Below are 13819 nucleotides of genomic sequence, written 5' to 3'. Positions count from 1 at the left end.
CCAATTAAACAAAACATTATGAAGACAAAATTGACATTAGCAGTGGTTCTATGTATAACAATTATGATCACTGGATTTAGACCTCAGAAACAAAACGTAAAAGCCGTTAAAACGGACTTGATCCATACTGAGTTTCCAGAAGCAAAACAAGAGGTTATGGAAACCTTTGGAGCAATTGCACAAAGTATTAAAGATGGCGATTTAGATCAACTCATTTCATTTCATGCATATGGTCCAAAGTTTACAGAATTCAAAAATGGAGAACCAAGAAATGGGAGTGAAGCTAATGAAGCTCATGAACGCGGTGTTTTTGGTTCGGTAACCGAAGTCGTAAAATTCGATGCAAAAGATGTGCACATTGCTGTCTATGGTGAAGTCGCAAACCTAACTTTTCATTCCGATTTTCATCTAAAATTTGGAGAAGACTTAGTTGTTGTTAATGATCAAATCACTTTGTTATTCGTTAATACTGAAGACGGTTGGAAAATGGTTCACGAGCATCATTCGCCTTTAGCCAAAGTAAAAAGTTAATAGAGTAGCAGCGTAATCGAATCAAGTAATTTCAAACTAATCAACCAAACATATAAAAGATGAAAATATCAGTAAAACACATAGCTCAAAACAGTATAACTGCTTTTGAATCCCAATTAAAAGGCAAGCTCATCTTGCCGTCAGATTCCGCATATAACGACACGCGAAAAGTCTATAATGGCATGATTGACAAACATCCAGGCGTTTTTGCCATGTGTGAAACTGTCGACGATGTTATAGCTTCCGTAAATTTTGGAAGAGATAACAATCTGTTAGTGGCCATTAGAGGTGGTGGTCATAATGGTGCAGGTTTAGGCTTATGTAATGACGGTTTAGTTATTGATTTATCTGGAATTAAACATGTCGATGTTGATACCTCAAATAATACGGTAAACGTTGGAGGTGGAAACATTTGGAACGAAGTTGATGCTGCATTACATCCTTATGGCTTGGCAATTCCTTCGGGAATGATTTCTACAACTGGAGTAGGTGGTTTAACACTTGGTGGAGGCGTTGGGTATTTAACTCGAAAATACGGACTTACGATTGATAATCTATTGGAAGCAGAGATGGTTTTAGCAGATGGTTCTTTTGTTACCGTAAATGCGAATGAAAACACAGATTTATTCTGGGCAATTCGTGGTGGTGGCGGAAATTTTGGAGTCGTAACCTCTTTTAAATTTCAAGCACATCCTGTTAAAATGGTGATGGGTGGACCAACATTATGGCCAATAGAACGGGTAGAAGAAATCATGGCGTGGTATGATACATTTATACAACAAACTACCGAAGATTTAAACGGATTTATAGCCACAATGGTCATTCCGGAATCGCCATTTCCAGAAGAGTTGCACAATAAAAAGTTCTGCGGTATTGTATGGTGTTATGTAGGAGATCCAGATAAATTTGATGCACTTTTTAAAGACGTATTAGATTTAAATCCTGTGTTTGCACATGTTGGTGAAATGCCTTTTCCAGCGTTACAAACCTTATTTGACGGACTCTTACCACCAGGACTTCAGTGGTATTGGCGAGCAGATTTCTTTAACGACTTGACTTCAGAAATACGAGCAGAACATTTAAAATATGGATCAACAATTCCAACTGTATTATCACAAATGCATTTATATCCAATAACAGGAGCAGCGAGCAGAGTTGGTTTAGAAGATACACCTTGGGCATATCGTGATGCCAAATATGCAGGTGTATTTATAGGTGTAGACCCAGATGCCAAAAATGTAGATAAAATTACCGAATGGTGTAAAGCCTACCAAGAAGCATTACATCCATATTCTGCTGGTGGTGCATATTCTAATTTTATGATGGACGAAGGTCAAGAACGCATCAAAACAAGCTACAAACATAATTATGATAGATTGGCTCGTATTAAAGCAAGGTATGATTCTGAAAACTTATTTAGGGTCAATCAGAATATTAAACCGAAGCATTAGATTTCAGTTTTATCTGAAACAAAATATAAAAAGCAATCGTCTAAGGGATGATTGCTTTTTTTGTTTGACATAAATCATCCAAACGACATTTTAGTTTTGATATACACAAAGAGGAGAATTATTTGGTAGTTGAATAGTCTATCTATTTTACATACTATACGAAAATGAATTATCCTGTGGATGATTTATTGAGGATACTGAAATGGAGTACTGTGGTCATTTGAAACAGTACATTTCTATTTTACATACTATACGAAAATGAATTATCCTGTGGATGATTTATTGAGGATACGCAAATGGAGTGCTGTGGTCATTTGAAACAATGTAATTCTATTTTACATAATATAAATTATAGTACATTTATATATAATAGGCATTTTAACCAAAACCTGCATAAATCAGGTGTAAAACGTTTTTACGTTATACTTTACATAATTATAGATATAACGTCTATAGACTTATATCGTAATCAATTATGTAAAAGCGATTTATTTATCTATATATAATTCTCATAACTCAAACAATCCTCTAGAAATAAATTTTTAAGCGATTGTCAGCGATTAGCATTCATGAGCTCTTTATAAAAACAATAAAAATCAGCCGCATTTAAAAAGCTAGCTTTTGATTGTTATTGAAATTTTAGCGTATTTGGGTATTTGTGCATCAAATTTTTTTTCTACGCGATTTTTCAGGATATATTTATTTTACTGTTTGTCCTTAAGAATGTTTCGCATGTCTCGTCAACTTGCTAAATAAGTTTAATTAGCTAAATACAATTTTGAAGTTGTATCCAAGACAAATCATCCACTGGATAATTTGATCTTGTATAGCCTATTGTTTTAGCCAAAATTTTATGAGGTCGGCTTAAAATCTAAAATTCTAAAGTATAAATCCATATTTTAGATAATCCTTCAGTTGTAATTCTTTCGTAAGTTTCACAGTAAGGAAAAATCAAGCTAACAGGTTTATCAATGCATTCATTCACATAATACAAACACATACCTAAAGTTTGAGCCTTTGTGGATACAGGACTCAAATATAAGTTGGTAATGGGTTTAAGATTATTTTTGTTAGTAACAAACTCACTAATAACTTGAGCGGTAATAAATGGGTCATTTGCAGGTGCAAACAAACTAAATGATGAGTCTAGATATTGAAGATTACCTTTTCCTGTATCATCTTCTGCATCATAAGCCATCAATATATTTTCTTGAAACATATCTGCTTGTAAAGCTGGTAATCCAAATAATAGAGTTTTCGAAGCTTTCTTTTTATAATCTGCTACAGCTCTTGTTCTCTTACTATCATAACCAGTACATATAATTAGTAAATCATTTGATGTATCAGTTACAGAAGTTCCTTTATAACCTTCTACTTGTTCAACACTAGACAAAATACTTGAGAACGGAGTTTTTTCTTTTTTCCTATATCTAACTGGATCAGTATAAACAAAATCTACTTTCTTAAAGTTTAAGGCTTTGAGGTATCTAACCAGAAAAGCGATATGTGGCCTTAAAAAACCAGTTATGTCAATACATAATCTATGATTGCTTGTTATATTATAATCATTGAATAATTGTCTTATAATTTCACCCTCATTCGTATTAATTTCAGGTATGAATAGATTTTTGTTTTTTGGATATTCATTCTTAGTGTAATTATATTCACTCAGAATTATCCAAATTTTTTCTTTACTAAAAATACCATTAAATAAACCGATAACCCGATCACTTTCATTATATGATGATAGAAAAAAGTCATAATCTTCAGTATAATCTATATCCGCAACTGAAGAAAAGCTTCTTTTTAAATAATATTCGTAATTCATATTATTTACAAAAGTTTTGTTTGATTAGAAGGAGTCTCGGTAGTTTTACCTTTATTTGGTTTGCTTTTCTTTTTTAAAAATGGTGCATTATACTTAGAATCAATTTCATTAATAAACAACTTAAATTGTTTACCAGTCTCGTCATCATCATCAAAAATAAGTTTTGCTAAATCAATATTTAAATTTGGAACGCCTCTTTGACTTAAAGATAGTCCCCAAATAGAAGCTAAAATTCCAATTATTTGATAAGTATTGTCATTTCTCTCTAAATTTTTATCTTGTCTATCACTTGTTTTTATCAGGTATGAATATTCTGTTAAAAACTTCAAAGTTTTTTGATTCTGAGGAGAAAGAATCGTTTTATCAATTCGAAAAGAAGAAATTGAACATTCCGGTGGAGTATTAGAGTATCTTAAAGTCTGCAAATATTGACCAATTCTGTGTATTGACTGATTAACAGTAACTCCAAATTTACCTGGTATTTGTGCATCTTTAATAAACCAATCACTTGCTTGTAACAAACCTTCTCTTTGACTATTAATTGAAATTTTAGAAGTCATTGCGAAAGGTCTTTCCTCATTGTAATTAGCCCAACTAAATGTATATTTCATTATTTGTAGCACTAACCTTGGAATTCCTGCCGACATTCTAATAAAATTATCCAATCCCCAATAAACAGGCGGTAAATTATTCTCAACCGATAATTGATCAATAAAATCATATTTAAACTTTTCTAAAATTTTGCGATGCTTATTTTTTTTAAGTTCTCTTCCTTGAATAAAATTATGCAAACTTTTAGAAATTAATTCTGACTCTTTTTTGAATTCAAATTCTGATTTAGCTTTTTTCCAGCTTCTATAAAAAATTAAGTAACTAGCTTTTTCATATAAAAAATTCGAATTATAATTTAAATTGTCAAAAATAATTTGGATTTCTTTCAATTCTTCAATTGGCAGTTTTCTTTCTAATTCAGAACGGTGACCTATTCGCTTTAAAGTCAATAATTTTTTTTGCAAATTATCATAATCAAAAATTTCTAGTGAATTTCTTAGGGCTTCATTGCTTTTGATCAAAAATCCCGATTCTGAAACCCTCTTTAAACAAATTTGTTTAATAAAATTAGAATAATCTGAAGGTCTATTTCTAAAGATTCCATCTATATCAACTTCTTCATATTCTGCACCCTTTCTGATAGATTCACCACCACTAAAAGTCTCTAAAGTCTTTATTCCGTAAGGACGTGTACCAATTTTTATTGAAACTGGAGCTTCTATTTCTCTAATCAGAGTGTTAATGAATTTTTGCTGTGTTTCAGTGAAATTTTCAAATTCATCAATCAGATAAGTAAATTGAACATTTTTTAAAAAAACAAACTCCTCCTTTAATATTTTTGGAATACCAAGAATCAATTTAGCTCCTGTTACTAATATATCTAAACCTTCAATTGGCAAACCTAATAAAGACGAATTGTTTACTTTGTAATCAATTTGTTTTTGAAATGAGATAAAACAATTTAATAATTCCTCTAATGTTTTTGGTATTTTGTCTTCTGGCCATTTGTCAAATAGGGAAATAATTTTTTCACAAATTGAAGATTGATCTTTTAATAAATGAGGTTCCCCTTTAATTAAGTCAACAAAAACTTTCAACGATATCTGACTGATAAACAAGTCTAGATGATACTCAAATATCGCTTGCCAAGCTTCTTCTGTATGAATTTTACCTTTAAATTTTTTTGCATTTAAATTGCCAGCTCTCATATATAATCCTAAATATCCTTTTTCAGATATTTGATTACTTACAGATTGAGTGTTATTTTCAAGGTATCTTAATTTTTGAAGACTAAAAGAATAGTATTTTAAAACATGAGTCTTTCCACTTCCCTTTCCACCTACAATCATCATCGGCATCTGAGATTTAGGATTAATCATTTCTTCAAACCCACTATCTCCAGGTAAATTAACCCAATAATCTAAAAGTTGCTGGTTTGTATAATGTACTGCTTTAGTTATATCAAAGGGATTCTCGTTCATACTGCAGGTTTTTTATAAACTTTGTTAAATCTTGGGAAAATTGGAATCCAAGGTAATTCTTTTTCATTAAACCAAATTATTGGAAGAGTATTACTTGGAGTATTATGATGAAAGCCAAGTAAAAGTTCTCCTCTTTTAAAGCCTAATTTATCTCTATCTGCCATTGAATTTGCTTTTACAGTGTCCAATCCTTCCTTTACTTCCCAAATAAAATTATACAAAGGTTTACCGTATTCTCCAGAATATTTCTTTGTAGCTTCTAAATCGATGAAACTTGGATTATTTTCATTTGCATAGAATCTTGATTTATCATCAAAAGCTTTAAATGAATCATCCAATAAATATACGGCTTTAACTTCTTTAAAAATACCTAATTCTTCTAAAGTATTCAATGCTTTAGTAGTACATATTAAAACCATATATGTGAAACTAATATTTGGATACTCAATCTTAAGTTCAGTTAATAAATCTTTCAGATATTTTTTTGCTTGAGTTCCTGAACCAGCTAAATCATCTATAAAAATAAAATTATCTACCTTTTTATCTTCTTTTAGTATATCCTTTATTTCCTTATAGTTTATTAAATAATCTGGATGAATATCATTTATGTGACCAAATGGATACAATAGATGAGTAGCACTTTCTCCTGCTCCTCCAAGTCCAACAAATCTAGTTTTACTTAATTCAACATTAAATAATGGTTCTATTATTTTTGAATCAAATGAATTCCCATTCTCAATACGAATTTTACTCAATATAGGATAACGATACAAATCTCTATAAAGGCTTTTTAACATTTCAGTGACTTGTATTTTATTAAAGTAAATGAAATGTGTAAGTAGATATAATATATTAACTTTAAAATCATCTTCAGTAAAATTATCTAACCACTGATCTAAAGTAGATTTCCTTCCTTTGCCATCCCAAATAATATCACTTAGTATTTTTAATTTGCGCCTAAGATCATCTTCAAATTCTTTCATTATTTTTCAAAAAGTATTACCCATTCACGTGTTATAATATTTGCAGTCTTATTCCTTTTAGTCATTAATCCATAAGATTTAATATCATCAATCAATTGAAATTTTATTTTTAAGCCCAATTCTACAGCTATTTGTACTAAATAATCTTTGGTTCGAAACTCTCTTTTACAAACTTGATTATTTGCAATCACTAGAACAAAATATCCTCCTTTTTTTAGAGCTTTAAAAGACTCATTCAAGGCAGTTCGCATTTCAATTAAATAATTTGCAGCAATATGTGCTCTTAATGCATTAGAAGTATATATTTCATTAAGTAGTAAATCTGCTTCTTCAACACCAGTTTTTAATAATTCATTATACTCTTTTTTTAAATAATTTTCCCTTCCGATTGATAAACTATCAAGCTGTTTTAATTCATCTTTTTTAGCTAGTTCAGTCCAACCTAAATTTAAACTAGATGACCTGATGTATTTTTGTGCTCCAGCATATGGTGGCGATGTTATGATTAAATCTATAGATTCAGATTTAATGCCTTTTAATAAATCTTTATTAGGCTTAACCAACCTTTTAGCATTAGTAGAGATAATATTTGCTTTGTATTTTGAGCTAAAGTTTGTTTCTTCTTTTTTAAATCTATTTATATTATCTCTAACTATTGTATTGAACTTAGCTAGTACATCTATAGTTTTTAAGCTTTTAAGTTTTTCTTTATTTTTTTCTCTCAGAGGATGCCCAATTGGATATTGGTCATAACGAAGTCTGACAGGAACAGAAACTCTATTGTCAGCTAGACTTACTTTCTTAACACAATTTGAAAAGCAAATCATAAAAAAATCTAAACACTTTGGGTTATCTATCAATTTAATTGAGTAGAGTATCTGATTTAATTGCTCTTTGACATTCGGTAAAAACCAATAATCGATATTTATAACATCAGGATAACTACCAATTTCTTCCTTAACAATTTTTTCTTTTATAAACTCAAAATAAAATTCTAATTTTTTTATACTATAGTTAGTAGTTTTAACATTAGTTATCAATCTAGCTAAAGGATTAGCATCAGCTCCATATGCATTTCGTTTAGCCAAAACAGACTCAAGCAAAACCGTTCCTGTTCCACAAAATGGATCTAAAACATTATCTCCTATATTTGATAAAACAGTATTATTTAGAAAAAAATATGGAATATTCATTAGTAATTTTGCAGGATAACTATGAATAAGATGTGTAGCTCTATCTGTTTTAACTTCAGTTACTAATTTTCGAAAACTAACTTCTATTGGTTCGCCAGATACAGCATAATTATCAATAAATTCATTGATAATATTATTGTATTGAGTAGACTTTTCTATGATGGTTAGTTCCAAATTTATTTATTCCTTATTTAGAATCTTGTAAATTAAAAAATATGTAAATAACTACCTAGTTATATTTCATTAAATATCAAATCTTTTACTTTCTAAGTAATTCCACACACATACCACTTCTCTCCTATCGTCGTTTATTCATTATCTCCTATTTCATTAAATAAGAATTCATGAATCGTCGTGCCTCGATTTCGTAAAATGAGTGTTTTACTCCTAATCTTTAATTTTAAATTTTGGAAGTCATGAACCAACAATATTGGTTTCTCGCACACTCTATTCTAAAAAAATAGCTGCTCGCGAACCTAGAATTCATGTCATAAAGCAAGAATTAATACTTTTTCTATCATTGCTTTAAGAACTGCTAAAAAGTTCTACAACCTATAAACCAATACGATAAACGAAAATATTACCATTTGGCTAAATTATTAGTCATCTTGTAAGATAGGTTAGGTTTGAAATGAATTCAAGCCTATACAATACAACTAAAATCAATACAATATGACCAAAACTACACGCTGGATACTTCATTAATGCTTTCGTTTTAACGATACATCTTCTTTTCTGTTTATGTATCCATAGCACATGATGTTTTTGCTTGTATGTTTTTGTTAATTCCACCAAAAATATGGCTAACAAGAAACTTATTACTTTTTTAATTGTAGCTGCAATTGCAGTACTTTCAGTTCTATTCGTTACTGAATCCCGAATTAATTCTTCAAGTTATTCTGAATATGAAGATATAGAGGTTGCAGATAATGAATTGCTAGCTTTAGCATCCTACGAGGTTGAAGAATTATTAGCCGAGTCAGCTGCTAGCGCTGCCGCGATTACAAAATTTCTAAATGGAAATTTGCCAACAACAACACCTGTTGGAAATAACGGGATTCCAGCCTTATTGTCACAAACTGGAGCGTTTGCTAATTTGTTGACCTTGACGCCTAGCCCAGGACTCATCCCTTATGATATGATTGAACCGTTTTGGTCTGATGGCGCTGACAAAAAAAGATGGATGGCCGTACCAAATGATGGCACATATGACACTGCCGACGAGCAAATTACATTTTCAAATGATGACGCTTGGGACTTCCCAAGAGGCTCAGTCCTAATTAAACATTTTGAGATTGATGGACAACGTCTTGAAACACGATTTGAAGTTAAAGGTGACGATGATGTGTATTACTATTTAACATATAAGTGGAATAGCGCTCAAACAGATGCAGACTTATTAAATGCTGCTGTTGATGAAGATGTCGTTGTGAACGGCGTTACCCAGTCGTGGCATTACCCAAGTAGAAATGAGTGTGTGTCTTGTCACTTTCCTCAAAATGGTAGTGTTCTAGGACCAAAAACAAGAAACCTTAATAAGGCTATCCTATATCCTAGTACAGGTCAAACGGAGAACCAACTCGTGTATTTAAGTGGTCTCGGACTTATAACTGAAACGATTACCACAGGCAATGTTGGTAGTTATTCTGCCGTAGCTGCAAAAGACGATTTAAGCGCTTCACTTGAAGATAGAGCTAGATCTTATATTGATGTCAACTGCTCAAGTTGTCACAACCCAACAGTAGATAATATAGCGATGTTTGATGCACGTTATACAACGCCATTAGGCAATCAAAATATTGTTTATGGTGATGTTGTTTATGATGAAGGTTTGAATAATCCGAAGGTTATTATTCCCCAAGATGTTTCAAATTCAATGGCACATTTTAGAATGAATTCTACACAAACTGGTATTGAAATGCCACCTATAGCAAAAGATGTTGTCGATGCAGCAGGTGTTCAATTAATTGAAGACTGGATTAATAGTCTTACACCAACGACGTCTTCTCCACCAGTAGCCTTGTTTGCAGCTTCTACCGTAAATGGACCTGCACCTTTAAGTGTTGATTTCGATGCTTCGGCTTCCTTTGATGATGATAATGACCCAATAACCTATTCATGGGATTTTGGAGATGGCAATACAGGTACAGGGCAAACAATTAGTCATGTATTTACAAGTTCGGCTGAATTTACAGTAACTTTAATAGTCAGTGATGGTTTACAATCTGACCAAACAAGTACAATAATTGCAGTGAACAATAGTAATCCTGGTGGAAACACAGTGTCTTTCACCGATGGTACTTCTCTTCTAGGTCAAGATAACTTTAGTGGATTACCAATGGGAGTCATCGATATGAATGGTGATGGAAAAGATGATATTGTACAGTTTAATAATGCGAAAGAACTTCGTATTCAATATCAAAATGGAGCTGGTCAACCGTTTACTAGCCACTATCATGGTAGCGTAAGTGGCAACAACCAATGGGGAACTGCAATTGCTGACTTTGATCATAATGGATATAATGATGTGATGTCAGGTGGTGCTTATGATAACTTGAAAATTATCAGGAATAACAATGGTCTTGACTCCTACTCGCAGTCTACGCAACCACAATCAAACCTATTCTTACAGGGCGCAAATTTTGCTGATATAAATAACGATGGTTGGGCTGACATTTTTGCTTGTCATGATGATGCAGAATCAAAAGCATTTCAAAATAATCAGGATGGAACACTCTCTTACAATCTAGATTTAATACGAACGTTTACAACACCAACGAGTGATAATTCCGGAAATTATGCGAGCATGTGGATGGATTATGATAATGATGGTGATCTTGATCTTTATATTTCTAAATGTAGAGGTGGTGTCACAAGTAGTACTGATCCGCGTCGTATTAACATGTTATGGCAAAATGATGGCAATAACAATTTTACTGAAGTTGCTGAGCAAGCAAATCTTAAAAATGGAAATCAAACCTGGTTATCTGATTTTGGTGATATTGATAATGATGGTGATTTAGATGCTATCATTATTAATCACGGATCTGGACCTAATTTAATGCGTAACAATGGTGACGGATCGTTTACTGAAATTACTGCTGGTAGTGGCTTATTGCCAACTTTAGATCCAGCAAATTTTTATGGGATTCAAGGATTCTTTAAAGATTTCAATAATGATGGATTTATAGATTTAATGGTATCGGGAACCGATAGTCACTTCATTTTATATAATAATGGAGATGGTACTTTTCAGAATGCCATAAATCCGTTTAACTCCGATCAAATTCAGTCTTTTTCTGTAGGAGATATCAATCATGATGGCTTCTTAGATATTTATGCTGGTTATGCTAACGGATTAAATTCACCAAGTACAACAAAAGATAGAATTTGGCTTAATGATGGAAACGCAAACAACTTCCTTAATATTCAATGTGAAGGAACAGTAAGTAATATAAACGGTATTGGTGCCCGAGTGGAATTACATGGTACTTGGGGCATACAAATAAGAGATATTCGCTCTGGAGAAGGCTATGGTTTGGTAAATTCGTTTACACAACATTTCGGAATTGGAGTCAGCACTCAAGTTGATAAAGTCGTAGTTAAATGGCCTTCAGGAATTGTTGATGAAATTCTTAATCCGGCAATTAATCAATTTTTACATATTATTGAAACCCAACCAGAGCCAACATGTTCTGATGGTATTCAAAATGGTGATGAAACTGGAGTCGATTGTGGTGGGTCTTGTCCAGATGCTTGCCCAGAGCCTACATGTTCTGATGGTATTCAAAATGGTGATGAAACTGGGATTGATTGCGGTGGTTCTTGTCCAGATGCTTGCCCAACTCCGACATGTATTGATATCTCTATTACATTTGATGACTATCCACAAGAAACAAGCTGGTCTATTCAAAATAGTTCTGGTGTTACTGTTGCTTCCGGCGGAACTTATGGTAATCAAGCAGATGGCTCTACAATCAATATTGAAGAATGCCTTGATGATGGTTGTTATGACTTTATCATTAATGATTCTTACGGAGATGGTATTTGCTGTGGATATGGCAATGGATCATATGCTGTAACAGTTAATGGATCAACAGTTGCTTCTGGTGGAAACTTTGGAAACTCCGAGACCACTAATTTCTGTTTGGGTGATATTTCAATAATTTACACCTATAATAACAACGTTTGGTCTCCTAGTGACCCTAATAACGTATCTAGTATTAACGATGCTATTGTAGTTGAAGCTGGTGAAGCTGTAATTTCTATGAATACTGCAATTGATGCTATAACAGTCGATGCTGGTGCAGCTTTAACAGTAAATACAGGCGTAACCTTATCGGCAAATACGACGACATTAAGATCTACATCTCAGATGTATTCAAGTTTAATTTTAGATGGGTCTTTAACTGGAACAATAAACTACGAACGCCATGTTAATATTAATGGTTCTGGTACAACTGGAAGTAATGACTTAATTTCTGCACCTTTAACTGGTCAAGCATTTAATGAGTTTGCTACTGCTAATCCAAACATTTTAAACAATGGAACATTATATTTATTTGGTCCTTTTGATAAAACTACCGGAACATATTTAACTTATGAAGGAACTAACACAACTACTTTAGACGCTGGAGTTGGTTATAGAGCAGCATCTAGCGATAATGGTACATTTACGTTTACTGGTACAGCTAATACTGCGCTTGTAAGTATTGATATCATAAATTCTGGACCTACTGAACCTGCAGAACAAGAATGGAATCTTGTTGGAAATCCGTACCCTTCCTATTTAAATGTTCAAGCCTTCTTGAATCATGAAGTGAGTACTGGTGTTAGTAATCTTAATTTAATGAATGCTGGAACAGCGGCAATATATGGCTACGACGGAAACGCAGCAGATGATTGGACAATTTATAATTTAGCCAACACAACGGCGTCTACAGTAATTGCTCCAGGTCAAGGATTCTTTGTGAGTGCAAATGCAATCAATGTACCGCTTTACAATTTAGAATTCACGCCTGCAATGCGTGCTACAGGAACATCTGACGATTTTATTATTGGTCGATCTGCAAATAGTTCAACTTCAATATTAAGTAGTTTGCAATTATCAAGTGCAATTAGAACGACTAAAACTAGTATCTATTTTATAGAAGGGACGACAAAAGGTTTGGATATAGGCTATGATGCCAGTGTTTATGGAGGTGTGTCAGGTGATTTTTCAATCTTTACACATCTTGTTGAAGACAATCAAGGTTTAGATATGGCTATACAATCGTTGCCACATAATGATTTCAATGATGTTGTAATTCCGTTAGGCGTAAAAGCACAAGAAGGAACATCATTAACCATTAGTTTAGGAGATAACTCTACGTTATCAGATAATGTGTACGTTTATCTTGAAGATACCTTATTAAAAACCTTAACGCTTTTAAATGATTCTGATTATGTATTTACGCCAACCTCAAATGAAGCAGGTACTGGTCGTTTCTTTTTAAGGTATTCTAATAACGAAATATCGACACTAATTGCTGGGTTAGATGGCATTTTAATTTATTCAAATAACTCTAGTAGAGAAGTTTTTATAAAAGGTCAATTATCAGAATATAGCAAGGTGAATATTTATGATCTCCAAGGTAGATTGGTAACTAATAAAACGCTTGATAGTTCAAACCTCATTAATACGGTTAATGTTGACACACTAAGTAGTGGAGTTTACATTGTGCAATTATCAAATGGAAATGCTTATAAAACACAAAAAATTGTAATTAATTAGATTATAAAGTAAAATTTGAAAAGAAAA

General features: G+C 32.4%; 7 protein-coding genes. 3 read left to right on the top strand and 4 right to left on the bottom strand.

Annotated elements, in window-relative coordinates:
- The first annotated feature begins 18 nt into the window (after nt 1–18).
- Nucleotides 19–531: a YybH family protein gene (locus VOI25_RS09875; protein ID WP_323788903.1), complete on the top strand. Its 513-nt coding sequence runs from the start codon at nt 19–21 to the stop codon at nt 529–531.
- Nucleotides 532–590: 59 nt separating this feature from the next.
- A complete protein-coding gene (locus VOI25_RS09870) occupies nt 591–1982 on the top strand; it encodes an FAD-binding oxidoreductase (protein ID WP_323788902.1) in 1392 nt (463 codons plus the stop codon).
- Nucleotides 1983–2853: 871 nt separating this feature from the next.
- On the opposite strand, the gene VOI25_RS09865 is transcribed toward VOI25_RS09870, so the two are convergent.
- From VOI25_RS09865 to VOI25_RS09850, 4 genes are read right to left on the bottom strand one after another with little or no spacing between them, the layout of a single operon-like run.
- Nucleotides 2854–3810, bottom strand: a complete 957-nt coding sequence (locus VOI25_RS09865) for a hypothetical protein (protein WP_323788901.1) — start codon at nt 3808–3810, stop codon at nt 2854–2856.
- A 5-nt stretch (nt 3811–3815) separates the two neighbouring features.
- Nucleotides 3816–5843, bottom strand: coding sequence for a hypothetical protein (locus VOI25_RS09860; RefSeq protein ID WP_323788900.1), 2028 nt, complete (start codon nt 5841–5843; stop codon nt 3816–3818).
- The gene (locus tag VOI25_RS09855) at nt 5840–6826 is read right to left on the bottom strand and encodes a hypothetical protein (protein ID WP_323788899.1); all 987 of its coding nucleotides are present in this window, start codon (nt 6824–6826) and stop codon (nt 5840–5842) included. The genes VOI25_RS09860 and VOI25_RS09855 overlap by 4 nt, the downstream gene beginning before the upstream one ends.
- Nucleotides 6826–8193 (bottom strand): DNA methyltransferase, encoded by a 1368-nt coding sequence (locus tag VOI25_RS09850; RefSeq protein ID WP_323788898.1) that lies wholly within the window; start codon nt 8191–8193, stop codon nt 6826–6828. The genes VOI25_RS09855 and VOI25_RS09850 overlap by 1 nt, the downstream gene beginning before the upstream one ends.
- A gap of 625 nt (nt 8194–8818) precedes the next feature.
- Here VOI25_RS09850 and VOI25_RS09845 point away from each other — a divergent pair.
- On the top strand, nt 8819–13792 hold the full coding sequence (locus tag VOI25_RS09845; RefSeq protein ID WP_323788897.1) for an FG-GAP-like repeat-containing protein: 4974 nt from the start codon (nt 8819–8821) through the stop codon (nt 13790–13792).
- Nucleotides 13793–13819: the final 27 nt, after the last annotated feature.

The sequence above is a fragment of the Psychroserpens sp. genome, from assembly GCF_034670085.1.
GTDB lineage: Bacteria > Bacteroidota > Bacteroidia > Flavobacteriales > Flavobacteriaceae > Psychroserpens.
Note: the sequence above shows the minus strand (reverse complement) of the source record. Positions and strands in the feature narration are given on the sequence as shown.

Coding starts and splice junctions, on each gene's coding strand:
- VOI25_RS09865 (WP_323788901.1), bottom strand. CDS start 3,810: ATGAATTACGAATATTATTTAAAAAGAAGCTTTTCTTCAGTTGCGGAT.
- VOI25_RS09845 (WP_323788897.1), top strand. CDS start 8,819: ATGGCTAACAAGAAACTTATTACTTTTTTAATTGTAGCTGCAATTGCA.
- VOI25_RS09860 (WP_323788900.1), bottom strand. CDS start 5,843: ATGAACGAGAATCCCTTTGATATAACTAAAGCAGTACATTATACAAAC.
- VOI25_RS09875 (WP_323788903.1), top strand. CDS start 19: ATGAAGACAAAATTGACATTAGCAGTGGTTCTATGTATAACAATTATG.
- VOI25_RS09870 (WP_323788902.1), top strand. CDS start 591: ATGAAAATATCAGTAAAACACATAGCTCAAAACAGTATAACTGCTTTT.
- VOI25_RS09855 (WP_323788899.1), bottom strand. CDS start 6,826: ATGAAAGAATTTGAAGATGATCTTAGGCGCAAATTAAAAATACTAAGT.